This is a genomic window from Streptomyces sp. NPDC026062 (assembly GCF_055568375.1).
In genome coordinates this window covers 1-25,237 of sequence record NZ_JBVHOQ010000027.1, presented here as the reverse complement: position 1 = coordinate 25,237, position 25,237 = coordinate 1, and the positions used below count along the sequence as shown (strand labels likewise).

Genomic DNA, 25,237 nt, shown 5'->3' with positions numbered 1-25,237 from the left:
TCCCGGAGAGGCCTGAGCACATGACCCTGACCGTGACCGATCTGAGGGTCCACTACCGCACACTGCGCGGTGAGGTCCGGGCCCTGGACGGCGTCAGCTTCGACCTGGCCGACGGGGAGATCCTGGGCCTGGCCGGCGAGTCCGGCTGCGGCAAGACGACGCTCGGCAAGTCGCTGATCCGTCTCGACGGCCGGATGCGGCACGCGGGCGGCACCGTCACCCTCGACGGCGACGACGTCCCGGTCTCCGACGACCGGGCGATGAACGCCTTCCGCTTCCACCGGATATCGCTCGTCCCGCAGTACTCCATGAGCGCTCTCAACCCCACCCGGCGCATCGGGCGCATGATCCGCGAACTGCTCGCCTCGCGCGGCGTCAGCGTGGACACCGCCGAACTCCACCGCCGCCTCGACCTGGTGGGCCTGGACCACGACGTCCTCGACCGCTATCCGATCGAGCTCTCCGGCGGCATGAAACAGCGCACCGTCATGGTGATCTCCACCCTGCTCGACCCGTCCGTCCTCATCGCGGACGAGGTCACCTCCGCCCTCGACGTCTCCACCCAGCGGGCCGTCGTCGGCGCGCTCACCGGGCTGCGCGACAAGGGCCTGGTCACCAGCATGATCTTCGTGACGCACGACCTCGGCCTGACCTCGCACATCGCCGACTCCATCATGGTGATGTACGCGGGCAAGCTCGCCGAGAAGGCGCCCACGAAGGTCCTCACGACCGCGCCCCGCCACCCGTACACCAAGCTCCTGCTCGGCTCGCTCCCCGAAGTCGGCGCCCGGTACGCCGACAAGCCCCTCAAGGGCATCGCGGGCGCCCCGCCCTCCCTGCTGAACCCCCCGGCCGGCTGCCGCTTCCGCGACCGCTGCCCGCTCGCCGGTGACGAGTGCGCCGAGGAGCCCCCGGTCGTGGAGATCGCCCCCCGTCACTCCGTCGCATGCTGGAAGGCCTGATGCTGACCCTCGACCACGTCACCAAGACCTACCGCGCCGGAGCGTTCGGCGGCGGTTCCGTCACAGCCGTCGACCGGGTGTCCTTCACCGCCGCACCCGGCGAGGTCGTCTCCCTCATCGGCGAGAGCGGCAGCGGAAAGTCCACCATCGGCCGGATGATCCTCGGCCTGACCGGCGTCAGCTCCGGCAGCCTCACCCTGGACGGACAGCAGGTCCGCCCGGGAAAGGACTTCTACCGCCGCGTCCAGGGCGTCTTCCAGGACCCCTTCTCCTGCTACAACCCGGTCTTCCGGGCCGACCGCGTCTTCGCCCTCGTCCGCCGCGCCTACCACCCGGGCGTCCCCGACAAGGAATGGGCCGACCGCGTCGAGAAGGCCGTACGGGACGTCCGTCTGGACCCCGGGCAGGTGCTGGGCCGCTACCCGCACCAGCTCAGCGGCGGACAGCTGCAACGCCTCCTCATCGCCCGCGCCCTCCTGCTCGACCTGAGCTTCCTGGTCGCCGACGAGATCACCAGCATGCTCGACGCCTCCACCCGCATCGACGTCCTCAACCTCCTGGCCGCACTCAAGGAACGCGGCCTCGGCGTCCTCTACATCACCCACGACCTGGCGCTCGGCACCTACCTCGCCGAGAAGACCGTCGTGCTGCGCCGCGGCCGGGTCGTCGAACGCGGCGACACCCAGAAGGTGTTCGGCAACCCCCTCCACCCCTACACCCGCACCCTGCTGGCCGCGGTGCCCCGCCTCAACACCCCGTGGGACCCGCCGCAGCCGCTGGAGAGCTGCGCCTTCCACGAGGGCGGCGGCGACACCGACCTGTACGAGACCGAGCCGGACCACTTCGTCGCCTGCGCCCAGCTCCCCGCCTGTGGAAGGACCCCCGCGTGACCCTCAGCCACCTGCCCCTGCACGACGGCTGGACGCTCACCGCCGACAGCCCCGTGCCCCCGGGGCTCCCCGTGGCGGGCGTGGCCGCCACCGTGCCCGGCTGCGTCCACACGGACCTGCTCGCGGCCGGGCTCATCGACGACCCGTACCTGGACGACAACGAGAGCCGGCTCGGCTGGATCGGCCGCACCGACTGGACGTACCGGACCACGTTCGACTGGACGCCGGACGGGCACGACCACGCCGACCTGTGCTTCGACGGCCTCGACACCGTCGCCACCGTCCTGCTCAACGGCACCGAGGTCGGCCGCACCGCCAACCAGCACCGCTCCTACCGCTTCCCCGTCCGCCCCCTGCTGCGCGAGGGCGCCAACACCCTCGTCGTACGGTTCACCGCCCCGTACACCTACGCCGAGGAGCTGCGCGAACGGCTCGGCGACCGGCCCGGCGCCTATGCGGAGCCGTACGCCTTCATCCGCAAGATGGCGTGCAACTTCGGCTGGGACTGGGGTCCGACACTGGTCACCTCCGGCATATGGCGGCCGGTCGCCCTGGAGACCTGGAGCGGTCCGAGGATCGCCTCCGTCACCCTGCTGCCCGATCTCGACGAGGCGGGGGTGCCCCGCCTGACCGTCACCCTCGGCATCGACCGGCCGGGCCAGGAGTCGGCCGAGGTGCTCGAAGCGGTGGTGGAGGTCGCGGGCGAGCGTGCCGCGTTCACCGTCCCCGCCGGCGAGGACCGGGCCACCACCACCCTCTCCGTGCCGCGCGCGGATCTCTGGTGGCCGCTCAGCCACGGCGAGCAGCCCCTGTACGGCGTCACCGTCCGCCTCGGCGAGCGGACCTGGCAGGGCAGGACCGGCTTCCGAGGCGTCGCTCTGGAGCGCGAGGCGTTCCGCTTCGTCGTCAACGGCGAACCCGTCTTCGTACGCGGCGTCAACTGGATCCCCGAGGACTGCTTCCCGCACCGCCTCACCCGGCAGTGGATCTCCGACCGCTTCGACCAGGCGGTCGCCGCCGGGGTCAACCTGATCCGGGTCTGGGGCGGCGGACTCTACGAGAGCGACGAGTTCTACGAACTGGCCGACGAGAAGGGCCTGCTGGTCTGGCAGGACTTCCCCTTCGCCTGCGCGGCCTACCCGGAGGAGCAGCCGCTGTGGGACGAGGTGGCGGCCGAGGCCCGGGAGAACGTCACCCGCCTCGCCCCGCACCCCTCCCTCGTCCTGTGGTGCGGAAACAACGAGAACCTGGAGGGCCACGCCGACTGGGACTGGCAGAAGGAACTGGGCGACCGGACCTGGGGCCACGGCTACTACCACGAGCTGCTCCCCGCCGTCGTCGCCGAGACCGACCCGACCCGCCCGTACTGGCCCGGCTCGCCCTACTCCGGCACCGAGGACATCCACCCGCAGGACCCGGCACACGGCACCATCCACATCTGGGACGTGTGGAACCGGGCCGACTACCGCGCCTACGCGGACCGGGTGCCGCGCTTCGTCGCCGAGTTCGGCTTCCAGGGCCCGCCCGCGTACACCACCCTGCGCCGCGCCGTCAGCGGCCCGCTGACCCCCGACGCCCCGCTCCTGGCCCATCACCAGAAGGCCGACGACGGCAACGCCAAGCTGCTCCGGGGCCTGGGCGACCACCTCCCGCAGCCGGGCGAGGACTTCGACGACTGGCACTGGCTCACCCAGCTCAACCAGGCCCGCGCCGTGGCGTTCGGCATCCGTCACTTCCGCTCCCACACCCCGTACTGCATGGGCACGATCGTGTGGCAGCTCAACGACTGCTGGCCGGTCGTCTCCTGGGCCGCCGTCGACGGCGACGGCCGCCGCAAGCCCCTCTGGTACGCCCTGCGGGCCGTGTACGCGGACCGGCTGATCGCCGTACGCGACGGCGCCGTCCACCTCGTCAACGACACCTCCACGCCCTGGGCCGGCACACTGCGGCTGACCCGGCACGGCCTGGACGGGGCGGTGCTGGCCGAGGAGGACGTGCTGGTGAGCACCGCCGCCCGCTCGGTCTCCCGGGTCCCGCTGCCGCCGTCCGTGGCCGAACCGGCCGACCGGGCCCGCGAACTCCTGGTCGCCCGCATCGGGGAGACCCGGACGGTGGAGTTCTACGAGGAGGACACCCGCCTGGCGCTGCCGCCGGCCCGGTACGACGTCACGGTGACGGAGAGCGGGGACGAGGCGCCCGGATACCGCGTCGAGGTGACGGCCCGCACCCTTCTGAGGGACCTCGCGCTCTTCCCCGACCGGCTGGACCCGGCGGCCGAGGTGGACGAGATGCTCGTCACGCTGCTGCCCGGCGAGAGCACGGTGTTCATGATCACAGGAGCGGTCCTGGAGGACCCGGAGGCGCTGGGCTCGCACCCGGTACTGCGCTGCGTGAACGACGCCGTTGCCCGATAGGGGTGGCGCGCCCCTGGCGATCCGTGGCGCGCGCCTGGCGAATCGGCTGTATGGGTGCGGCGACTTTCCGTCAATTCGGATACGAGGCCGCCGCGCCCGACACCCGCCCAGGCGTGTGACTATGCCTCCCGGGTGTGCTGACGCACCCTCAAGCGATCAATAAAATAAGACAACATCGAGCCACTGTCCGTCTGCTCAGGGTGAGCCCCCGGATAGGGTCATGTGCCAACGCGGAGCCGCGCGCCAAGCCCGGATGGTGGAATGCAGACACGGCGAGCTTAAACCTCGCTGCCCCTCGGGGGCGTGCCGGTTCGAGTCCGGCTCCGGGCACTCAACTTGTCGCGCGGGTTGAACTGGGAGAGCGGTCGGTTGGGCCCATCCCTTCTTCGGGTATGGGGCGCACGGCGGGCGCACCGTTCCCTACGGTCGGCCCATGACGTACATCGCGGAGCGAAGGTACAGGGCCGGAGAGGTCACCGGCTATCAGGTCAAGTGTTGCCTGAGTGGCTCCCGTGCCGGAGATTCGCAGAGCGAGCGGCACAGCACGGCGGAGGCGGAGTCCTGGGCGTGCTGGTTTCGGGCCCGCGGGGATGCGCCCCTGGCGGCGCTGCGAGCGTACGCGGACATGGCGGCAGCGATAGCGATGTGGACCGGCAACGCCCGGTACCGGCCGGGCTGAAGCGAGTACGTTCGGACTGGGGAGGACGGACTGCTCTGCTGCTGGTTCTGACGGCCCACCTCATATGTGTGCTCCGAGGTACGCGGACCGGGTCGGGCCGTGCGCCCGGTGGCTCCTACCGGGCCGGTGCGTGATGCAGGATCGCCGCCACGCCCGCGTCCGAGGAGCCGTAGTTGATGCCGCGCAGGATCGCGACGGGGACGCCGCGTCCGCGCTGGCCGAGGATCAGCCCGGCAGCTGCGGCGATCATGTCGACCTGGGTCTCCTCCTGCCGTTTCGCGTCGTGCTCGGTGACTCGCAGCGGTGCGACTCCGGCGGCCCCGACGGCGATGCATGTGGCCCCGCGTCGGTCCGCGCGGCCGTCGGAGTCGGCGACGACTACGGCGACGGTCGCGCCGGTGTGAGTGACCAGGGCGTCGCGCAGCGCGCGGGCTGAGGCGTCGGGGTCCTCGGGGAGCAGCCATGCCCCCTTGTCACCGGCTCGGTCGATCCCGGCCGACGTCAGCAGGTGGCCGAGCCGGTGCTGGGCGATGATCGGCCCCCGCTCCGTGGCCAGGAAGTGCGTGGTGGAGTGGTCCAGGATGAGCTGGACCACCGTCGCGGGCTTGCCCGTTCGGGCCGACAGCTCCAGGGCCTCGTCGGAGGGTGTGACGTCGGCCAGGTCCACGTAGCGGTCCTCCGAGATCGACACGATCTTGCTCGCGACGACCACCACGTCTCCGTCGAGCAGGGCGGTTCCGTTCTGGGACAGCACCGTGGTGATGGTGGTCGCGAGGTCGTCACCCGGCCGGACTTCGGGGAAGGGCTCCAGGCCGAACGCGGAGAACCCGGAGGTGGTGGGGGGTGTGGCGGTCACGGTGCTCCTGCTGCTGGGGAGAGGGCGGTGCGGAGGTGGTCGTGGGCGGCGGAGAGCATACGACAGTGCGGGGGCGCCACTCGAACGGAGGCACTTTGGGCGGAGCCTCGGCCCGGCTCCGGTCACCTCCTCGGCCCGAAGGGATGATCGGGATCTCCCCGTCCGCTGCCGTGTGCGGCACGTGCACGCGTCGGCCACTCCGCCGCTGGAGGTTCCCGCATGTTCCGTCCGGTGCGCGCCGCGCTGCCCTCGGCCCGGGGCTCGTCGAACGAGGACGACGTCACGGCCATCCGTACGCCGTCGACCGGCAGCGTCGTCCTGGCAACGCTGGTCACGACGGCGGTGGTGGTCGTCTTCGGGCTGCTGACCGGGACCGCGGTGCTGCTCCTCGGCCTGCTGGTGTTCCTGCCCGCGTTCACCGCGGCACTGTGCAGCCCGGGGCAGACGGCGCTGGTCTCCGTGTGGGTGAGCCTTGTCGTCGTCGCACCTGTGATCTTCCAGACCGGGGGACGGATCCTCGACCGGGTGATTCTGACGCTGTTCGCCGTCGGCTTCGGCGCGCTGGCCGTCTACGGATCCCGGGTACGCATCGTGCGTGAGGGCGCGCTGGTGAGCCTGCGGTCGACCGCGGCGGCGATGCAGAGGCAGATCCTGCGGCCGCTCCCGCTGCTCACCGACGATGTCCTCGTCGACGGCGTCTACGAGCCGCTGCAACAGGACAAGCTCGTCGGGGGCGACATCTACGACGTGGTGGCCACGCCCTGGGGCACCCGGGTGATGATCGGCGATGTCCAGGGGAAGGGGCTGGCCGCCATCGGCATGGCCATCGACGTGGTCGGAGCGTTCCGCGAGGCGGCCCACCGCGAGCCGACCGTGACCGCGCTCGTCGACGCACTGGAGGCGGCGGTCGTCCGGCACAACGACTACGCCGGACAGCGCGGCGAGCCCGAACGGTTCGTCACCGCACTTGTCCTGGGTGTCGACGCGGGCACCGACACCCAGGTCGTCGGATGCGGCCACATCCCGCCCTATCTGCTGCACGAGGGTTCGGTCACCGAAGTCGGCGCGGGGGAGGAACATGTGCCGCTGGGGCTGGCGAGTCTGGTCGACGAACCACGCACGGTGGCCTGGTTCCCCTTCCCCGCCGGGGCCACGCTGCTGCTGTGCACCGACGGTCTGACGGAGGCCCGGTCGCCCGACGGTGCCTTCTATCCGCTGGAGGAACGTCTCGGCGGCCGCGTCGACATCACCGCCGGACGGCTGATCAGTTCACTCATCGACGACATGCGCGACTTCACCGAGGCAACGCAACAGGACGACCTGGCCGTCCTCGCCATACGCCGCGCCCCGCACCGGGCACCGTAGGGCGGAGCCGCACCGCCCGCCGTGCACCGGGGGAGTGTGCCGATCCGCTGTCCGCTGTCCGCCACCCGCCGTCTGCCCCGGACCGCGTCGGCGATGCCCCGGCGGGGGCCGTCTCCGAGACCCGTTGGGCCCACATTCATTCGCTCGTACGTCCGTAAAGGGGCCCCGTATTTGGGCCCACGGGCCCGTGCCCGCACACCTGCACCTCTCGTAGCCTCCGACCCCTGAGGCCATCGGGGAGGACATAAACATGCCACGGACGAGGTGTCGGGGGGCCATGTCCTCGCGCGGTGCATGGGGCGACCGGGGCGGATCCGCCCTGGAGTACGTCGGCATGGTCATGGTCGCCGTGGCCATCGTGGGCGCCCTGCTGGTGACCGGCCTCGCAGGGCCGGTCAGTGAACGGTTCTCGTGCGCCATCTCCTCCGTCATGGGCGGCGGGGCCTGCGCGGGCGGGGAAGGCGGCGAGGCGGGCGGCGATCCCAACGCCGAGTTCGAGCCCCTCACCTGTGCCACGGTCACCAAGGCCGGTACGCAGGGCGGCAAGTTCGGGGTCTCGTTCGAGACGCTCGGTGTCGAGTTCGGCGGCGAGTTCGGCTTCGAGGAGACGACGAGCAGGGCGAAGACGGACGTCAACAAAGACGGCAAGATCGACGACAACGACGAGCAGGTCTCGCTCACCTTCACCGACGCCGGCTCGATCAAGGGCACGGAGAAGCCCAAGGGCCGGATCAAGATCGGGGACGTGGGCAAGGACAAGGTGGAGATCGCCGCCGGTCTCACCGTCACGACGGGCGACACCTGGGTCTTCGACAGCCAGGAGGAGGCGGACCAGTTCCGCAAGGACCTCCAGGAGTACAAGAAGCTCAGCCGGCTGAACAAGCTCTCCAACCTCAGCCCGATCGTGGGCGGTTCCACCGAGATAGCCAGCTGGTTCGGCAAGGGGCCGAAGGCCCATGAGAGCCGCCTCAAGCAGAGCATCGAGGACAAGCTCGGCAACAAGCACATCACCACGCAGAAGATCAGCCTCGAAGTCGCCGCGCAGGCCGGGTTCCAGTTCGGCGCGGGCATGAACGCCCCCGACACGACGAACGCCGACGGCACGACCACCCCGGCTCCCAAGCCCGGCGCCACCGCCGAGGCCGGCCTCAAGATCTCCGAGGCCCAGGAAGTCACGCTGACGCAGAACCACATCAACAACACAGACTCGTACACCTACCAGGCCAAGGCCACCGGCGGTGCGTACGCGAAGGGCGAGGCCGGTCCGGTCAAGGCGGGTGCGGAGGCCGCCGGTTCGGCGGCCGGTGCCATCACCGTCACGGTCGACAGCAAGACCGGCAAGGTGAAGAGCATCACGATGACGCGGACCCTGGAAGGCAAGGCGGAGGCCAACGCCGGTCTCAAGGGTGATGTGAACGGCAACGCGAAGGGCGGCGGAACGACGACCCAGGTCATCACCACCACCGTCCCCCTCGACGACAAGAACATGTCCAAGGCCGAGTCCGACGCCATCAAGGCCCAGATGTTCTCCGGCCAGGGCATGAACAGCGCCTTCAACTACCTCTTCACCGGCACCCCGGTACCGACCGAGGACCCGGGCGCGGGCGACCCGTTCGGCCACTACGCTTTCAACCACGGCCAGGTCAGCAAGCAGGAGTACGACGGTTCCTCCTCGTCCGAGGAGATCGGCCTCGACATCAACCTGGAAGTCGCCGGCATCAACGGCGCCTACACCACCTCCGAGTCGCAGAAGCGGCTGACGAAGGCGGAGTTCCTGGGGGCCCCCTCCGACGGCCGGCGCTCGTTCTTCCCGTACAGCTACTGTGCGAAATGATCCAGCGGTACAAGGAGACGTGATCATGACCAAGCTTTCTGTCCGGCGGACCGTGCGGACCGTCGCCGTCGCCACCGCAGCACTCACCGCCGGTCTGATGCTCACCGCGTGCGGCGGTGAGGAGGGCTCGGACCAGGCCGCATCCGCCGTGCCGAGCGGCTGGAAGAAGCTCGCCGGACCGACGGTGTCGCTGGTCCACCCGGCCGGTCTCGTCCAGCAGAGCGCGGCGGAGCGCGGCAAGCTCAACGACGCCGCCGCCCTGCGGAGCGAGAGCGGCCGGCCCACGGTGAAGGTGTCGATCCAGAGCGGCTTCGCCGACGCCTCGACCGGGGACGACGCGGCCTCGGTCGGCCGGGCACTCCTCATGGCGACCACCGAGGTGAAGAGCACGAAGGACGCGGGCATCGCGGGTGCGAAGGATGCCAAGCGCATCGACTTCACCTATACGGGTACAGGGGTGCCGCAGTCGCCACCGAAGGGCGCGACGGTCGACGGCGTGGTCATCACGGGCGTCGACTCCGACGGGAAGATCTACTCCGTCCGCATCGATGCCCAGGAAGGCAAGCTCAGCGAGGCCGACCGGACGAAGATCGTCGAGAGCATCCAGGTGAAGTAGCGCCCGGGGGGAGGCGTGACGCAGCGCCCCTCCAGGGTGAGGCAGTGCCCGGTTCCGGGTGGAGCAGTGCAGGCAGGGCCCGAGTCCAGGATGAAGCAGGGCCCGAGTCCACGATGAAGCAGAGCCCCGGTCCAGGGTGAAGCAGCGCCCGAGGCGTCGGGCGACGACGAAGAGGCAGCCGAATGTCCCGATACGACGTACACCGCGGATACGCCCCCGCACCCGGCGACGACCGGCCGCGACTGCTGGACTTCATGATCCCCTGGGCCGCGGGCATCGTCGTGATGCTGATGACGCAGCTGGCGCTCGCCATGCTCGTCTGGGACATCATCACCGGCGACGACGTCTCCACCATGGACTCACCGGTCCGCACCATTCTGCTGCTCCACCTGCCGTCCGCTGCCTGCGTCGCCCTGGGCACCTGGATCGCGGCGGCCCTGCACCAGGGAGCGTCGCGGGAGTCACGGGTACGGCACTGGGTCGCGGCGTTCACCCCGGCCGTCGCCCTGCAACTGGTGATCTTCTTCTCGCAGGGCGGCGACCTCACCGTCCTCACGTTCCTGGTGCAACTGGTCGTCCTGGTGGTTGGCTGTGCGGTGGGCTTCCTCGTCGACAGGCTGCGCAACGGTTAGAAGGTCTCCATGGACACCTCGCTCGTCATCACCGGTGTCGTCGCGCTCGCGGCGCTCAGGTCCCTGGGCCGGACCGTGCAGCAACTGCGCGGCGCACGCTCCGGCGTGACCGCGCCCGCGCGCTGCATCCGGGTGTACGAGCGGGACTCGGCGACGGGCTCCACGGGCGACCGGCGGGCCTGGTACGTGTTCGCGTTCACCGCACGGAGCGGGGAGTGGATCGAGTTCCGCGACGGCGGAGGCAAACGCTTCCTCGAAGGGGCCCGGGTCATGGTCCGCTACGACCCCGCGGACCCGCACCGGACGGCGACCCTCGCGGGCACCCCGCGCGCGGCGCTGACCGAGGGGGCCGTCTCCCTGCTGCTGATGGGGCTGGTGCTGCTGATGTTCCTCACGGACTTCCCGCAGAACCTGTTCGACTGACCGGCTGTCACGCCGGTTGATGCTCCTCCTGGCTGTCAGTGCCCTCTGCTGTGATGACGTAGCGAAGAGACGGCGGGCGGCAACGCACAACGCGGAGGCGGAACAGTGGGCACGTGGGGCGCGGGCAACTTCGACAGTGACACGGCGGCCGACCGTCTCGGGGACCTGGCGGGCCGGTTGGTGGCCGAGGTGACCGAGATGATGGCAGGCGATCCGGTGGAGCTCGAACCGGACGAGTACGGGGGCGTGACCGTCCCCTGCAATCTGGAGCTGCTGCTGGTCCTGGACCGGCAGGGCTGGGTGGGGGTGACCCTTCCGGCGCCCGAGCTGATCAGGTCGTGGCAGAAGACGTTCCTCGCGGTGTGGGAGGAGACGATCGACGGCCTGGAGCCGGACGCGACGTACAAGGTCGAGCGCCGGAAGGTCCTCAACGAGACGTTCGAGCGTCTGGCCGAGGCGTCGGCGGCGGCAGCAGCGGCGTAGTGACGCCCGGCGCGGCACCCGCCGGGCGCCGCGCTGCCGCTCCGGGTGGCCGTGCCACCCTGCCTCCCCGTGCCCCTGTGCCCTCGTGCCGCGTATCGCGTATCGCGCCGACAACACCGCAGGGCAGCGCGCCCGTTGCTCAGCTGTAGTAGGCGATCTTGTCGTCGAGGACCTGCATGGCCCGGTGCAGCGCCGTCACCCGCTGTTCCAGGGCGGTACGGCGCTCGCGGAGGAAGGCGACCCGCTCCTGCGGGGGCTGTTCGGCGCGCAGGAGGGCGACGAAGTCCCGCAGGTCCGCGATGCCGAGCCCGGCATCGCGGAAGCAGGTGACGAGACCGATCCAGAAGACGTCGTCCTCGGTGTACTCCCGGCGTCCGCCTCCTGAGCGCCGGATCGGGCCGATGAGCCCTTCACGCTCGTAGTACCGCAGTGTGTCTATGGAGACGCCGGTGCGGTCGGCGGCAACCGCCGGGGTGAGGGTCATCAGGGTTCCTTCCGTCACTGCCCCTACCGCGCTTCGGCGAAGCGGGCCAGGTGCGCGTCCCCGAGCCGCACACGGCGTGCGGCGAGGGCCTCCTCGATCTGCGCCACCCGGCTCGTGCCGACGATGGGATCGATCCCCTGCCGCATCAGCCAGGCGAGGACGACCTGGTTCCTCGTGGCCGCGAGCTCGTCGGCCACATCGTCCAGGACCGTGAGGACCCGGGTGGTTCCGGGGTGATCGTAGGTCGACGGAAGCGGCTTGTCCTCGCGTACGTACGAACCCCACATCAGGGAGCTGTACGACCACACGGCGAGCCCCTCCGACCGCGCGAGGTCGAGATCCTCGGCCGCGAGCATGCGGTGGCCGCCCTCCGCGACGGGGGTGAGCGGCCGGGGCTGGGTGAGCGAGTGCCGCAGTTGCAGGCAGGTCCACGGTTCCACGCCCCGCTCCCGCGCCAGTGACCGGGCTCGCTCGACGCGCCAGGCGGCGTGGTTCGCCGCCCCGACCCGCAGAGTCACCCCCTTCGCGACCAGTTCACCGAAGGCGCCGACCGTCTCCTCGAGCGGAACGTCCCGGTCCTCGGCGTGCGCCCAGAGCAGATCGACGTGATCGACTCCGAGCCGGCTCAGGCTCTCCTCCACACCGGCGTGAACGGCGCGCGCCGAGAGCCCCTCGGCGCTTTCCGGCGCGTGCGCGACGAGCGGGTTGTGACGGACCTTCGTCGCGATCCTGACGGTGTCGCGCGCGCCGGCGCGGGCCCGGAGCCACGCGCCGATGACACGCTCGCTGGCGCCGCCGACACCGGCGGGGTCGTTCCAGAAGGAGTAGCAGTTCGCGGTGTCGAGCCAGACCCCGCCGCCGGCGACGAAGGAATCGAGGATCGCGAAGGCCCGGTCCGGAGCGACGCGGGTGCCGAAGTCCATGGTGCCGAGGACGATCTGGGGTTCGTTGGTGTCCATGGCGCCATCCTCGGATCTGGAGCGCGCTCCAGGTCAAGCGATCGTGAGGAACGGTCCCGGACCCGGCCTCGTTCCTCACCGCCCGCCCGCCCGCCCGCCCGCCCGCCCGCCCGCCCGCCCGCCCGCCCGCCCGCCCGCCCGCCCGCCCGCACGCTCGCCCGCTCGCCCGCCTGCCTGCTTGCCCTCGGCCGGGGCGGGGGCAGGGGCTCGCCGCGTGAGGCCGCCCGTACGGAAAGCAGTTGGGCGCGGACCGGACGTCCGGCAGAGTGACCGCATGACGGGGACGTGCCAGAGGGCCGATCACAAGAAGGACCTGCACGTATATCTGCAGGACGCCCGCGACGCGTTCCTGTGGAAGCTGGAGGGGCTGTCGGAGTACGACGTCCGCCGGCCCATGACCTCCACCGGCACCAATCTGCTGGGCCTGGTCAAACACGTCACCGGAGCCGAGGGCTTCTACTTCGGCGATGTCTTCGGCCGGCCGGCCGACTCGCCGGACCTCTGGATCGCCGGCGACGCCGAGCCGAACGCGGACCTGTGGGCGACGGCCGACGAGACCCGTGACGGGATCGTCGCACGGTACCGCCGGGTGTGGGCCCACTCCGACGCGACGATCGATGCGCTGGACCTCGACGCGACCGGCCGGCTCCCCGGGGGCGAGGGCAAGGAGCTGACCCTTCACCGGGTCCTCGTCCACATGGTCGCCGAGACCCAGCGCCATGCCGGGCACGCCGACATCGTCCGGGAACTGGTCGACGGGGACACCGGGCAGCGGAAGGCGGGCCGCAACATGGCCCCCGGCGATGCGGCCGGATGGGCGGACCACCGGGAACGGGTGGAGCGGGCCGCCCGGGAGGCCTCCGGGCGCTGAGGGCCGGAGGCCGTCGGTCTGCTGCCGGTAATCGATGAAAGATCCTCCCCTGGCACTAGGGAGTTTGCTTTGCCTACCCATTACTCTTGTGGGAAGGCCACGCTGGGTGGCCATGGAGGAGTGAGATGAGGAGCAGCAACCCGGTCTTCTCGCGACGGGGATTCAGCCGCGACAACGGTCACGCGGGCTTCAACGCGTCACCGCAGGCCGGGGCCCCCGCAGCGGGTGCCAACCCGTACGCACAGGGCACCGCCCCGAACCCGTACGCCACCAACCCCTATGCCCAGCAGGACACCCAGTACGGCGCCCCGCAGGCGCCGGCGCGCTCCGGTGTGATGACGATCGACGATGTCGTCACCCGCACCGGGCTGACGCTGGGCACGGTCGTGCTCGGCGCCGCGCTCGCCTGGGCCCTGCTGCCGGTCGACGAGGCCAACATCGGCAAGTCGTACGGCATTGCGATCGGCGCCGCGCTGATCGCCTTCGTGCTGTCGCTCGTCCAGTCGTTCAAGCGCACGCCCGTCCCGGCGCTGATCATCGCGTACGCGGCCTTCGAGGGCGTGTTCCTCGGGGTCATCTCCAGCGCGGTCAGCACCTACATCGGACCGGGCGTCGTGATGCAGGCGGTGATGGGCACCATGTGTGTCTTCGCCGGTGTGCTGCTCGCGTACAAGATGCGCTGGATCCGTGTGACCCGCCGGTTCTACGGCTTCGTGATGGCCGCCGCCATGGGCTTCATGCTCCTCATGGTGGTCAACCTGCTGTTCTCCGTGTTCGGCGGCGGTGACGGCCTGGGCTTCCGCAGCGGCGGCCTCGGCATCCTCTTCGGTGTCATCGGCATCATCCTCGGCGCGTGCTTCCTGGCCCTGGACTTCAAGCAGGTCGAGGACGGCATCGCGTACGGCGCTCCGCGCGAGGAGTCCTGGCTGGCGGCCTTCGGCCTCACCATGACCCTGGTGTGGATCTACCTGGAGATGCTGCGTCTGCTCTCCATCCTCAGCGGCGACGACTAGTCCCCCGCGACGGATACGTGAATCGGCCCGCAGGCTCCGGAAGGACGGAGCCTGCGGGCCGATTCTGTTGTACGGGGATGGGGACGGGCACGGGCACGGGGACGGGGCCGGAGGGGATGACGACCGGGCGGTGGGCTGTGGCATCGGTCCGTTGGCAACCGTCCGGGAGGGGCGCGTAGGGTCGCGGGGTGCTTGATACGACGCCCCTGATCACCGCCGTGGACCGATTCGCCGACCGGCTGCGCGCCGCCCCGCAGAGCAGACTCCAGCGGGGTGCGGCGGCCGAGGGGCTGGCCGCGGCCAGGGAGCTCGCGGTGCGGGCCCAGCGCGTCGAGGCGCCGGAGCGGGAACCGAGGATCATGCCGGACGCCGGGATCTTCGCCATCGGTGACCAACTCGCTGTCGCGGGGCGCGATCTGGCCGTGGCACTGGAAATGGCCCCGTCCGTGGAGCTGGACGAGGCCGTGCGGTTCGTCGGGGAAGCGGCCGCGCGGGCGTTCGCTTGAGCGGTGCGCGCGGGCGGGCGTTCGTCCCTGTGGTGGGTGCGGGCGTTCGTTCGGGCGATGAGGGCGCGCGGGCGTTCGATCGGGTCGGGTGCGCCGAGGGGATCGCGCGCGAGGTCCTGGACCGGCAGCGGCCGGCGAGAGCCGCTGTACCAGGGGTGGGGCCGGAGACCGGTCAGCGGGCCGGCTAGAAGCTCGCGATGACGCGGTCGGCCAGTATGTAGACGTTGTCCTTGCCGCACGAGAAGGTCAGCGCGTAGGCGCCCGAGACGCCGGAACCGCCCAGGAGCACGGGGCGCTCACCGGCCCGCATCGACGCGGCCAGCTGCTCGGCCGTCTCGCGGTGGCCGGGGGTCATACAGAGCGTGGTGCCGTCGGCGAAGACGTACACGTCGAGCGTGCCGAGCGGGCCGGGGCGCACATCGGCGAGCTCGGTCCGGCTGTCGGCCAGTTCCTCCAGGCGGTTCACCGTGCGCTCGTGATCGGTGACCACGGGAGTCTGTACCGGTACGAAGTCCGGGTGCGAGGGGTGGCGGCGGCGTGCCGCGGCCAGCTCGGGGGAGTCCTCGGCGAACTCGGCCGTCTCCGGGAGCTCGGCCATGTCGGCCAGTTCCGTCAGCTCGGCCAGTTCGGTCAGTTCCTCGAACGCCTCGGTGGCGTCGAGGTCCATCGACTCCAGCCCGGTGAAGTCGCTCTGGCGCGGCATGAAGAACGGGGCGTCCTCGCCCAGCCCGGCCAGACCGCCCAGCAGGGACGGGGCGTCGGCGGCGTCACGCGCCTCCTGGGTCGCCCAGAAGGCCCGGGCCTCGGCGAGCTCGCGCTCCCGCTCCTCGGCCAGCGCCTCGGCGACCGCCGCGCGTATTTCGGCGACAGGAGTGGCCTCGCCACGGCTCTGGGCGGGTACGGCGGCGCTGTGGGCGCGGCCGTCGGCCAGCTCGCTCCGCAGGGCGGACACCTGTCGGCGCAGCCCGTGAGCGGCATGCAGAGAGGCGGCGCCCACGGCCGTGGCAGCGGTGGTGGTCAGCAACAGGGCAAGAGACATGGCGCTCACTGACGTACTCCCGGTTTCAATCGATCCCCCGACTTCCTACATCAGCTTGTCCTGTAGCGGCACCATGTGTCAGTGCATTACGTCACGAATTGGACAGGTCTTTGGACCTGGGGTTAAACCCTGATGCTGGTGTGACCTGCAGGAATGAGTCTCCCCCAGGAGATAGGTCACATCCTGGGGGAGATTCGGTCACGGTCGGGGCTCGGAACCGGCCACTCCGTCCGGCCGAAGTGGCCGGAGGGCGGTGTGGGCCCGGCGGGCGCCGGTGGCGGGTGATCCGGTGAATCCGGAGCGTCACTGCCGCGTTCGGTGCCTGCCGCCTTCGGAGGGGCTCAGCTCAGTCGCTCGATGACCATCGCCATGCCCTGGCCGCCGCCCACGCACATGGTCTCCAGGCCGAACTGCTTGTCGTGGAACTGCAGGCTGTTGATCAGCGTGCCGGTGATCCGCGCGCCGGTCATGCCGAAGGGGTGCCCGACGGCGATGGCGCCGCCGTTGACGTTGACCTTGTCCAGCGGCAGGCCCAGGTCGCGGTAGGACGGGATCACCTGGGCGGCGAACGCCTCGTTGATCTCGGCCAGGTCGATGTCGTCGATCGTCAGCCCGGCCCGCTTCAGCGCCTGCTTGCTCGCCTCGACCGGTCCGTAGCCCATGATCTCGGGGGAGAGGCCCGAGACGCCGGTGGAGACGATCCGCGCCAGCGGGGTCAGGCCCAGCTCGCGCGCCTTGGTGTCGGACATGATCACGAGCGCCGCGGCGCCGTCGTTGAGCGGGCAGCAGTTGGCGGCCGTGACCAGGCCGTCGGGGCGGAAGACCGGCTTCAGACCCTGCACGCCCTCCAGGGAGACACCCGCACGCGGGCCGTCGTCCTTGGAGACCACCGTGCCGTCCGGGGTGGTCACCGGAGTGATCTCACGCTCCCAGAAGCCGTTCTTCAGGGCTTCCTCGGCGAGGTTCTGCGACCGGACGCCGAACTCGTCCATGTCCTGACGGGTGATGCCCTTGGTCCGGGCCAGGTTCTCCGCCGTCTGCCCCATCGCGATGTACGCGTCCGGGACGAGGCCGTCCTCGCGCGGGTCGTGCCAGCTCGCTCCCGACTCCTCGGCGCGGGCCGCGGTGCGGGCCTCGGCGTCGGCGAAGAGCGGGTTGTGGGTGTCCGGCCAGCTGTCGGAGTTGCCCTTCGCGAAGCGGGACACCATCTCGACACCGGCGGAGATGAAGACATCGCCCTCGCCGGCCTTGATGGCGTGCAGCGCCATGCGGCTCGTCTGGAGGGAGGACGAGCAGTAGCGCGTGACCGTACAGCCGGGGAGGTGGTCCATCCCCATCTGTACGGCGATGATGCGGCCCAGGTTGTTGCCCTGCTCGCCGCCGGGGAGGCCGCAGCCGAGCATCAGGTCGTCGATGTCCCTCGGGTCCAGCTCGGGGACCTTGGCGAGGGCGGTCTGGATGATCGTGGCGGTCAGGTCGTCCGCGCGCAGGTCCTTCAGTGAACCCTTGAAGGCCCGGCCGATGGGCGAACGGGCGGCAGAGACGATCACGGCTTCGGGCATCACACGGCTCCATGAGGGCTGGAAGGCTGTCTGGCAGGACTGCTCTGGAAGTTACCCGGACGTACCCGCAGAGGTCACCCGACCGGGCATGTGATGCGGGCCTCTTTTCTAAGCGACCGCTCAGTTCGCCGGGTCCGCACCGGAGGGCCGGGGCGCGGACCCGGGTGCCGGGGCGCCGGGCCGCCGCCCTCGGACGCGCCGGGGCGAGGTGCCCGTGTCCGTACCCGGGTGCGGCTCCACCCGGGTCGAGCCGCCCGCCTCCCCCTGCGTCTCCGGGTGCGGGTGAGGCTCCGTCGCCGCAGGCAGACGCCGCCGCCTGCGGTGCTTGAGGAGCGCCCAGGGCGCCCGGGCCCCGGTGACCTCCGTACCGGCCTCCCTGGCCGCCTGGGAGGCCGCCTTGGCCACCGGCAGCATGTCCTCGCGCCGGGCGCCGTCCAGCCGGTCGGTCTCCGGCCACAGGCCCAGCACCGCGCAGAGCGTCGGCAGGACCGCCATCGAGGCCGTCGCGTAGCCCTCCGCCGACGGGTGGTAGTTGTCCGGGCCGAACAGCTCGCGAGGGTTCGCCTCGAACTCCGGGCCCAGCAGGTCCCCGAGCGACACCGTGCGTCCGCCCTGTTCCACCGTACCGATCGTCTGGGCCGCCGCCAGCTGCCGGCTCACCCGCCGGGCCATCCACCGCAACGGCTGGTAGACCGGCTCGATCGTGCCCAGGTCCGGGCAGGTGCCCACGACGACCTCGGCCCCCGCCGTACGCAGCCTGCGCACCGCCGTCGTCAGACAGCGCACCGACTGGGTGGCGGGCATCCGGTGCGTCACGTCGTTCGCACCGATCATGATCACGCAGACGTCCGGCACCCGGGACGGGTCCGCGAGCAGCAACGAGACCTGCCGCTCCAGATCGTCCGACCGGGCGCCCGGCTGCGCGACGTTGCGCAGATCCACCGGCCGCTCCGACACCGCCGCCAGCCCCGAGGCGAGCAGCGCCCCCGGGGTCTGCCCGGCCCGCCGCACCCCCTGCCCGGCCGCCGTGGAATCCCCGAGCAGCCCGAACCGCAGCGGGTCCGAAGACCCGGCGAAGGCCACCCCGTACCGCCCGTCCGCGCTCGGCGGGACCGGTGCGATACCGCCGCCCACCTGCCGCTTCGCCAGCTGGACCTCCGCCAGCAGGACGCCTGCCGCCGCAGCGCCCAGCAGCCCGATGCTGCCACCGCCGTAGGCCGCGCCCGCCGCGATCCGCCGTGCCACCCTTGCCCTCGACACAGTCCGGTCCACCTCCTCGTCGCAGTACCGCCGTACACAGAGCTAACTGCCCCCAAGGGGCAGTTGTTCAATCGCTTCGCCCAATCTCGTGCCCATACGCATACTCTTGCCGCACCATCTCGGAGACCCCGGAGTACACGGTGCAATTCCACGATTCGATGATCAGCCTCGTAGGCAATACCCCGCTGGTGAGGCTGCGCAGTGTGACGGCCGGCATCCAGGCGACGGTCCTGGCCAAGGTCGAGTACTTCAACCCCGGCGGATCGGTCAAGGACCGGATCGCCCTGCGGATGATCGAGGCAGCCGAACAGAGCGGCGAGTTGCGGCCCGGCGGCACGATCGTCGAGCCGACGAGCGGCAACACGGGCGTGGGCCTGGCGATCGTCGCGCAGCAGAAGGGCTACAAGTGCGTCTTCGTCTGCCCGGACAAGGTGTCCACGGACAAGATCAACGTGCTGCGCGCCTACGGGGCCGAGGTCGTCGTCTGCCCGACGGCGGTCGACCCCGAACACCCGGACTCGTACTACAACGTCTCCGACCGGCTGGTCCGTGAGACGCCGGGCGCCTGGAAGCCCGACCAGTACTCCAACCCGAACAACCCGCGCTCCCACTACGAGACCACCGGTCCCGAGCTCTGGGAGCAGACGGACGGGAAGATCACCCACTTCGTGGCGGGCGTCGGCACCGGCGGCACGATCAGCGGCACCGGCCGCTATCTCAAGGAGGCCAGCGGCGGCGCCGTCCAGGTCATCGGCGCGGACCCGGAGGGCTCGGTCTATTCGGGCGGCTCCGGACGGCCGTATCTGGTCGAGGGCGTCGGCGAGGACTTCTGGCCGTCGGCGTACGACCGGACGGTCACGGACGAGATCGTCGCCGTGTCCGACAAGGACTCCTTCCAGATGACCCGCCGCCTCGCCAAGGAGGAGGGGCTGCTGGTCGGCGGTTCCTGCGGCATGGCGGTCGTGGGCGCCCTGGAGGTCGCGAAGCGGCTCGGGCCCGACGACGTGGTCGTCGTCCTGCTGCCGGACAGCGGCCGAGGCTACCTTTCGAAGATCTTCAACGACGAGTGGATGGCCGACTACGGCTTCCTGGAGGACACCGGCCCGTCCGCCCGCGTCGCCGACGTCCTCGACCACAAGGCGGGTCCGATCCCCACACTCGTCCACATGCACCCGGAGGAGACCGTCGGCGAGGCGATCGACGTGCTGCGCGAGTACGGCGTCTCGCAGATGCCCATCGTGAAGCCCGGGGCCGGGCACCCGGACGTGATGGCCGCCGAGGTCATCGGCTCGGTCGTCGAGCGGGAGCTGCTGAACGCGCTCTTCGCCCAGCAGGCCTCGCTCACCGACCCGCTGGAGAAGCACATGTCCCCGCCGCTGCCGCAGGTCGGCTCCGGCGAACCGGTCGAGGACCTGATGGCGGTGCTCGGCGGCACGGGCGCGGCCGACGCGGCGATCGTGCTGGTGGAGGGCAAGCCGAAGGGCGTCGTCAGCCGGCAGGACCTGCTGGCATTCCTCGCCAGGGACACGACGGCCACGTCCGCCCACCCGTAGACGGAACGCCGGGCCCGGAACGGAACGCGGGCCCGCCCGGGACGGAACGCGCGCTTCGTGAAAACGGTACGCGCACGACACGTACGCGCAGCACCGGCTTAACACGGCTCGGGCAGATTAGTGGGTGTCGGCAGGGAAACCCGTCGGCACCCGAACGGCGACACGGACTACGGAGCGGCTCCCGGACCTCCACCGTCGCCCGGATGCGAGACCGGCCCTGACCCGGATTGCGTCCTTCGCGGGGACCGCCGTCGTCCCGCCCCCTGGGAAACCGGGGGTGCGGCGGTCCCCGCGACACATCTATGCGCGGAGACCACGCGGGCCCTCGTGCTCCCCGTCCCCGTCCCCGTCCTCGCCCCCGTTTTCGTCACCTCCTTCGTCATCCGTCCGCTGTGCTGCCGCCCAGCTCGCCAGCAGCGCGATGCGCTCCGCCGTCTCCGAACCGGGCTCCGGGGTGTAGACCACCAGGGACTGACCGGGGTCGCCGGGCACGCCGAGCGTCTCGTACGGCAGCGTCAGCGCGCCCACGACCGGGTGGTCGATCCGCTTCACGCCGTAGGTCTTCGCCCTCACCTGGTGATCCGCCCACAGTCGGCGGAAGTCCTCGCTCTTCAAGGACAGTTCGCCGACCAGGGCGGCGAGCCGCTTGTCGTCGGGGTGCAGGCCCGCGTCCAGTCGCAGATACGAGACCGTCTCCGCCGCGACGGCCGGCCAGTCCGGGTACAGCTCCCGGGCCGACGGCTCCAGGAACGTCTGGCGCGGCATGTTGCGCTCGGCGGCCGGCATCCGGGAGAAGCCGACGACCGCGTCGCCCAGCGCGTTCCACGCCAGGACGTCCATCCGGCGGCCCAGAAGGAAGGCGGGCGCCCGGTCGAACGAGTCCAGGAGCAGTCGCAGCCCCGGCCGCACACGCTGCGCGGGAGGCGTTGCCCTACGTGTCCCGGGACGGGCCACCGTGCGCAGATAGCCGTGCTCGGTCCCGTCCAGCCGGAGCACCCGGGCTATCGCGTCGAGCACGGCGTCCGAGACGCTGGGGCCCCGGCCCTGTTCCAGCCGGATGTAGTAGTCGACGCTCACCCCGGCGAGCTGGGCGACCTCCTCGCGCCGGAGCCCGGGGACACGCCTTCTGCCGTACGAGTTCAGCCCCACGTCCTCGGGTTGGATACGGGCACGTCGTGAGCGGAGGAAGTCTCCGAGGTCGCCGTCCATGCCGCGATCGTAGAAGACCGGCCGTCTCCCGGCCTGGTACTGCCGGACCCAGGAAAGACGCATCCCTGGGTGGCGGCCGCGCGCCGTCACAGAGTGGGGACCGGCCGGAGCGGACGCCCCGGCAGAACCGCGTCAAGGAGCACCCACATGTCGTACGGAACGCTCGCAGGCCGCACCGCCGTCATCACCGGAGCCGCCAGCGGCATGGGGAACGCGACCGCCCGGCTGCTCGCCGCCCAGGGGGTCCGGGTGGCACTGCTGGCCCGCCGCGCGGAGCGGCTGGAGAAGCTGGCGGCCGAGATCACCGCCAAGGGCGGGCAGGCGCTCGCCGTGGTCACCGACGTCACCGGCCAGGCCTCCGTGGACGCCGCCGCCGAGCGGGTGCACGCGGAGTTCGGCCGGGTGGACCTGGTGGTCAACGCCGCCGGGGTGATGTTGCCGAACCCGGTGGACGCGGGCCGCGCCGACGAGTGGCAGCGGATGCTCGACACCAACGTGACCGGCGCCCTGCGCGTCATCCGGGTCTTCACGGCCGACCTGGTGGCAGCCGCCGCCGACGGCCGCACCGCCGACCTGGTCAACATCTCCTCGATCGGCGCGCACATCACCTTCCCCGACTACGCGGTGTACGGCGCCACGAAGGCCGCGCTCACCCATCTGTCGGCCTCGCTGCGCACCGAACTCGGGCCGCGCGACGTCCGCGTCACGAACATCGAGCCCGGCCTCACCGAATCCGAACTGGCCGGACACATCGACAACGCGGAGCTGAGCGGCCGGCTCGACGGCATGTTCGACGCGCTCGGGGGACTGTCGAGCGACGAGATCGCCGACCTGATCGCCTACACGACCAGCCGCGCGCGCCACATCAACCTGCGCCAGCTGGTCGTCCTGCCGACCCGGCAGGCGTAGGACCCGTCATACGGACCGAGGCCGGGTGCTGACGCGTGGCGCCGGTGCGCGCATCCGGCCGACGGTCCGTCACTCCGGGGCGGCCGCCCCATGAGCCCTCCGCTCTGTCGTCCCAGCCGTCTCAGTTGTCCCAGTCGGACGCCGTCCGTCGCTCGTCCCGGCGCCGGAACAGCCGTCCGCCGTGCGCGGCCTGGAAGGCGTTCACCCCGACGATCCCGAGCCAGGTCACGGCGAGTCCCTCGATCCCCGCGTTGGCCACCCCGATCGCGGACAGCGGGATCGCCAGGACCAGCGTGATGATCGCGAACCCGAAGCGCTCACCGAAGTTGCCCAGCAGCGGCTCCGGAGCGCGGGCCCCGCGCGCGACGACGACCTGCTGCTCCGCGAGATGCCGCCGGACCCGTCGGTCGAGGGTGCTGTCGAGCCGCTGCTCGACCTTCTCCAGAAACGACTCGACGAGCGCGGACTCGTACTCGGCCCCAAGCTCGCCTCGGGCCTGAAGGGTGGCGTTGAGCTCCTTCTTGAGCTCGGTGTCGGGTGCGTCCATCGTTCCACGGTACGAAGCGGGGGCGGCCGGGTCAGTGGGGCTAGCCCCCCTGTTTCCGGGGGCCGGAGGACGGACCCGGCCCCGGAGTCCGAGCCGGGGCGGGGGGGCCGGAGGACGGACCCGGCCCCGGGACGCGTGCGGCCATTCCGGGGTCGCGGTCCTCCGTCGCCCCTTAAAGAGCCGGCCGCAGGGTGCGGGGGCCGGTGCGGCGGTTCAGCCACCATGCGGAGGCGAGGTGGGTGCCCGCCGCGAGCGCTCCGCCGACGGCCATGCCGGTGATCCCCCGGCTGCCGCCGATGTACACATCACCGAGCTGGGCCGTGCCCGCCACCGCGAGGACCGGGACCAGTCCGCGGCCTTCGCCGCGCAGCAGGTACAGCACCGCGGCGGCGAGCGGGACGGCGCGGACCGCGTACGCCTCGGCGTAGAGCTGTAGCCCGGCTGTCGGCTCCGCGCCGGGACCGAGGACGAGCGTGGGGCGCACAACCCCGGCCACGGCCGCGGCCGCCGAAGCCACCGCCATGACCGCGTTGAGACCGCTCAAGCCCAAACACGCCGGGCTGATGGCAGTGCTGGCCAGCGGCGCCGCCGCCTCGCAGCAGGAGATCGCCCGCACCATGCGGGTCACTCCGAGCCTGGTCGTCGGCCTCGCGGACCATCTCGAAGAGCTGGGCGCGGTCGGCCGGGAGCGGGACCCCGGCGACCGCCGCCGTCAGATCCTCACCCTCACCGCCAGAGGGCGTGAACTGCTCGACCTCTGCGCGTCGACGGCCGCCGCCCTCGATGAGGAGCTGACGGCAGGCCTGGACGCCGCGTCGGTGGCCGGGCTGCGCGACGCTCTCGCCGTACTCGCCGAGCGGGCCGGCCTGCCCGGCTGACGGCCGGGGTCCTCGGTGCGGGCGGGGGCCTCCGGGTGGCCGGGGCGTCCGAGCGGGTGGCCGTACGAGGGCCGGCACCCGCGCCGGGCCTCACGAAGATCGGCCCCGTGCCCCGCCCGGCTGCATATGGACATGCAGACGGCTTGCTGGCTGAATGGATTCGTCGGTGCAGGATCCCGGCGAACCGTCTACCGAGGGGACAGGATGAGCGGGAGCAGCCAGGGCGCACGTCTGCAGCAGCTGTTCGAGGGGCGCAGGCTCACACCCACGCAGCGGCGCATCGCGCACTCGATGGTGCGCCGGGCCGGTGACGCCCCGTTCCTCTCCAGCGTGGAACTGGCCGAACTGGCCGGGGTCAGCCAGCCCTCCGTCACCCGGTTCGCCGTCGCCCTCGGCTTCGACGGCTATCCCGCGCTGCGCAAGCACCTGCGCGAGGTCGCCCCGGCCGGAACTGCCGAGAGCGACGGGGAGGACGTGCGCAACGAGTACCAGCAGGCGGTGCTCGGCGAGATCGAGAACCTGCGCCACCTCGCCGAACTGCTCGCCGACCCGGGCCCCGTCGAGCGGGCCGGAAGACTGCTCGCCGCCTCACGCCCGCTGCTCGTGCTCGGGCTGCGCGCCGCGTCCTCCCAGGCCCGGGGGTTCGGGTACTTCGCCGCCAAGGTGCACCCCGACGTCAGGGTGCTCGACGAGGGCGGCAGCATGCTGCACGACCGGATCGACGCGGCCCGGCGGGCCGGTGCCAGTGCGCTGATCTGCTTCGCGCTGCCCCGCCACCCCCGCGAGGTCGTGGACGCGCTCGGCCACGCGCGGAACCAGGGCCTGACCGTGGTGTCGGTCGCCGACTCCGCCTTCGCCCCCGTGGCCCGGCACAGCGATCTGCTGATCCCGGCCGCCGTGGGGACCGGGCTCGCCTTCGACACCGCGTGCGCGCCGATGCTGCTCGGGCGCGTGCTGCTGGAGGCCATGTGCGACGCCCTGCCCGACGCGCAGGCCCGCCTGGAGGAGTTCGACGCGGGGGCTGTGGCCCGGGGGCTGTTCGTGGAGTGACCGTTGCCCTTGGGCGGGCGGCAGCGGGTGGCTTTGGCCTTGTCCCGGTCCGGGGCGTGGGGTTCCGTCCTCAATCGCCGGACGGGCTTGGTGTGTGCGGGTCGCCCCGTGGGTGCGGGTCGCTCCGCGTTGCGGGGTTCGCCTTGTTCCGGTGGGTGGGGGTCCGGTGCCCCTCCGGGGCGTCTCCTCGAACGACGAACGTTCCGCCGGTACGCAGTAGTACCCGGGTCGATGTTCGTCGTT

The 25,237-nt window shown here is 71.3% G+C and carries 25 protein-coding genes and 1 tRNA gene; 17 read left to right on the top strand and 9 right to left on the bottom strand.

What is annotated here, in order from left to right:
* The first annotated feature begins 20 nt into the window (after positions 1-20).
* The 4 genes from ACZ4LX_RS23835 to ACZ4LX_RS23820 all read left to right on the top strand — a co-directional run bounded on the left by ACZ4LX_RS23835 (position 21) and on the right by ACZ4LX_RS23820 (position 4,596).
* Positions 21-962: an ABC transporter ATP-binding protein gene (locus ACZ4LX_RS23835; RefSeq protein WP_467647590.1), complete on the top strand. Its 942-nt coding sequence runs from the start codon at positions 21-23 to the stop codon at positions 960-962.
* Positions 947-1,852, top strand: coding sequence for an ATP-binding cassette domain-containing protein (locus tag ACZ4LX_RS23830; RefSeq protein ID WP_467647588.1), 906 nt, complete (start codon positions 947-949; stop codon positions 1,850-1,852). The genes ACZ4LX_RS23835 and ACZ4LX_RS23830 overlap by 16 nt, the downstream gene beginning before the upstream one ends.
* Complete coding sequence (locus ACZ4LX_RS23825; RefSeq protein ID WP_467647584.1) at positions 1,849-4,266, top strand: glycoside hydrolase family 2 protein; 2,418 nt, start codon at positions 1,849-1,851, stop codon at positions 4,264-4,266. The genes ACZ4LX_RS23830 and ACZ4LX_RS23825 overlap by 4 nt, the downstream gene beginning before the upstream one ends.
* 247 nt (positions 4,267-4,513) lie before the next feature.
* Positions 4,514-4,596: transfer RNA gene (locus ACZ4LX_RS23820), tRNA-Leu, on the top strand.
* 464 nt (positions 4,597-5,060) lie between these two features.
* Here the strand turns inward: ACZ4LX_RS23820 and ACZ4LX_RS23815 are convergent.
* Positions 5,061-5,801 (bottom strand): coenzyme F420-0:L-glutamate ligase, encoded by a 741-nt coding sequence (locus ACZ4LX_RS23815; RefSeq protein WP_467647582.1) that lies wholly within the window; start codon positions 5,799-5,801, stop codon positions 5,061-5,063.
* 219 nt (positions 5,802-6,020) lie between these two features.
* Between ACZ4LX_RS23815 and ACZ4LX_RS23810 the strand changes: the two genes are divergently transcribed.
* The 6 genes from ACZ4LX_RS23810 (at position 6,021) to ACZ4LX_RS23785 (ending at position 11,154) form a co-directional block, all read left to right on the top strand.
* Positions 6,021-7,166, top strand: coding sequence for a PP2C family protein-serine/threonine phosphatase (locus ACZ4LX_RS23810; protein ID WP_467647579.1), 1,146 nt, complete (start codon positions 6,021-6,023; stop codon positions 7,164-7,166).
* Between the two features lie 277 nt (positions 7,167-7,443).
* Positions 7,444-9,000 carry a hypothetical protein gene (locus tag ACZ4LX_RS23805; RefSeq protein ID WP_467647576.1) on the top strand — a complete coding sequence of 519 codons (1,557 nt, stop codon included), beginning with the start codon at positions 7,444-7,446 and terminating at the stop codon, positions 8,998-9,000.
* A gap of 25 nt (positions 9,001-9,025) precedes the next feature.
* Positions 9,026-9,616 (top strand): hypothetical protein, encoded by a 591-nt coding sequence (locus ACZ4LX_RS23800; protein ID WP_467647573.1) that lies wholly within the window; start codon positions 9,026-9,028, stop codon positions 9,614-9,616.
* A 182-nt stretch (positions 9,617-9,798) separates the two neighbouring features.
* Positions 9,799-10,248 (top strand): hypothetical protein, encoded by a 450-nt coding sequence (locus ACZ4LX_RS23795; protein ID WP_467647570.1) that lies wholly within the window; start codon positions 9,799-9,801, stop codon positions 10,246-10,248.
* A gap of 9 nt (positions 10,249-10,257) precedes the next feature.
* Positions 10,258-10,671 carry a DUF3592 domain-containing protein gene (locus tag ACZ4LX_RS23790; protein WP_467647567.1) on the top strand — a complete coding sequence of 138 codons (414 nt, stop codon included), beginning with the start codon at positions 10,258-10,260 and terminating at the stop codon, positions 10,669-10,671.
* A 105-nt stretch (positions 10,672-10,776) separates the two neighbouring features.
* Positions 10,777-11,154 (top strand): DUF4259 domain-containing protein, encoded by a 378-nt coding sequence (locus tag ACZ4LX_RS23785; protein WP_467647564.1) that lies wholly within the window; start codon positions 10,777-10,779, stop codon positions 11,152-11,154.
* Between the two features lie 139 nt (positions 11,155-11,293).
* On the opposite strand, the gene ACZ4LX_RS23780 is transcribed toward ACZ4LX_RS23785, so the two are convergent.
* Positions 11,294-11,641 (bottom strand): MerR family transcriptional regulator, encoded by a 348-nt coding sequence (locus tag ACZ4LX_RS23780; protein WP_467647719.1) that lies wholly within the window; start codon positions 11,639-11,641, stop codon positions 11,294-11,296.
* Between the two features lie 20 nt (positions 11,642-11,661).
* Positions 11,662-12,597 (bottom strand): aldo/keto reductase, encoded by a 936-nt coding sequence (locus ACZ4LX_RS23775; protein WP_467647560.1) that lies wholly within the window; start codon positions 12,595-12,597, stop codon positions 11,662-11,664.
* A gap of 274 nt (positions 12,598-12,871) precedes the next feature.
* Here ACZ4LX_RS23775 and ACZ4LX_RS23770 point away from each other — a divergent pair, with 274 nt between their 5' ends.
* From ACZ4LX_RS23770 to ACZ4LX_RS23760, 3 genes are all read left to right on the top strand, one after another.
* On the top strand, positions 12,872-13,468 hold the full coding sequence (locus ACZ4LX_RS23770) for a DinB family protein (protein WP_467647556.1): 597 nt from the start codon (positions 12,872-12,874) through the stop codon (positions 13,466-13,468).
* A gap of 125 nt (positions 13,469-13,593) precedes the next feature.
* Positions 13,594-14,481, top strand: coding sequence for a Bax inhibitor-1/YccA family protein (locus ACZ4LX_RS23765; RefSeq protein WP_467647552.1), 888 nt, complete (start codon positions 13,594-13,596; stop codon positions 14,479-14,481).
* A 188-nt stretch (positions 14,482-14,669) separates the two neighbouring features.
* Positions 14,670-14,987, top strand: a complete 318-nt coding sequence (locus tag ACZ4LX_RS23760; RefSeq protein WP_467647549.1) for a hypothetical protein — start codon at positions 14,670-14,672, stop codon at positions 14,985-14,987.
* A gap of 184 nt (positions 14,988-15,171) precedes the next feature.
* Here the strand turns inward: ACZ4LX_RS23760 and ACZ4LX_RS23755 are convergent, their stop codons facing one another.
* The 3 genes from ACZ4LX_RS23755 to ACZ4LX_RS23745 form a co-directional block, all read right to left on the bottom strand.
* Complete coding sequence (locus tag ACZ4LX_RS23755; RefSeq protein ID WP_467647715.1) at positions 15,172-16,011, bottom strand: hypothetical protein; 840 nt, start codon at positions 16,009-16,011, stop codon at positions 15,172-15,174.
* Positions 16,012-16,367: 356 nt separating this feature from the next.
* Positions 16,368-17,588: an acetyl-CoA C-acetyltransferase gene (locus ACZ4LX_RS23750; protein WP_467647547.1), complete on the bottom strand. Its 1,221-nt coding sequence runs from the start codon at positions 17,586-17,588 to the stop codon at positions 16,368-16,370.
* 120 nt (positions 17,589-17,708) lie between these two features.
* Entirely contained in the window at positions 17,709-18,833 is a 1,125-nt protein-coding gene (locus ACZ4LX_RS23745) for an SGNH/GDSL hydrolase family protein (protein WP_467647711.1), read from the bottom strand.
* 155 nt (positions 18,834-18,988) lie between these two features.
* On the opposite strand from ACZ4LX_RS23745, the gene ACZ4LX_RS23740 reads away from it, so the two are divergent.
* Entirely contained in the window at positions 18,989-20,401 is a 1,413-nt protein-coding gene (locus ACZ4LX_RS23740) for a cystathionine beta-synthase (RefSeq protein WP_467647544.1), read from the top strand.
* 300 nt (positions 20,402-20,701) lie between these two features.
* On the opposite strand, the gene ACZ4LX_RS23735 is transcribed toward ACZ4LX_RS23740, so the two are convergent.
* Positions 20,702-21,610: a helix-turn-helix transcriptional regulator gene (locus ACZ4LX_RS23735; RefSeq protein WP_467647540.1), complete on the bottom strand. Its 909-nt coding sequence runs from the start codon at positions 21,608-21,610 to the stop codon at positions 20,702-20,704.
* Positions 21,611-21,757: 147 nt separating this feature from the next.
* Between ACZ4LX_RS23735 and ACZ4LX_RS23730 the strand changes: the two genes are divergently transcribed.
* Complete coding sequence (locus ACZ4LX_RS23730) at positions 21,758-22,519, top strand: SDR family oxidoreductase (protein WP_467647538.1); 762 nt, start codon at positions 21,758-21,760, stop codon at positions 22,517-22,519.
* 121 nt (positions 22,520-22,640) lie between these two features.
* On the opposite strand, the gene ACZ4LX_RS23725 is transcribed toward ACZ4LX_RS23730, so the two are convergent.
* Positions 22,641-23,066: a hypothetical protein gene (locus tag ACZ4LX_RS23725; RefSeq protein WP_467647535.1), complete on the bottom strand. Its 426-nt coding sequence runs from the start codon at positions 23,064-23,066 to the stop codon at positions 22,641-22,643.
* A gap of 172 nt (positions 23,067-23,238) precedes the next feature.
* Positions 23,239-23,589, bottom strand: a complete 351-nt coding sequence (locus ACZ4LX_RS23720) for a hypothetical protein (RefSeq protein WP_467647532.1) — start codon at positions 23,587-23,589, stop codon at positions 23,239-23,241.
* Between ACZ4LX_RS23720 and ACZ4LX_RS23715 the strand changes: the two genes are divergently transcribed.
* Entirely contained in the window at positions 23,588-23,944 is a 357-nt protein-coding gene (locus ACZ4LX_RS23715; RefSeq protein ID WP_467647530.1) for a MarR family winged helix-turn-helix transcriptional regulator, read from the top strand. The genes ACZ4LX_RS23720 and ACZ4LX_RS23715 overlap by 2 nt on opposite strands.
* 204 nt (positions 23,945-24,148) lie before the next feature.
* A complete protein-coding gene (locus ACZ4LX_RS23710; protein ID WP_467647527.1) occupies positions 24,149-24,994 on the top strand; it encodes a MurR/RpiR family transcriptional regulator in 846 nt (281 codons plus the stop codon).
* Positions 24,995-25,237: the final 243 nt, after the last annotated feature.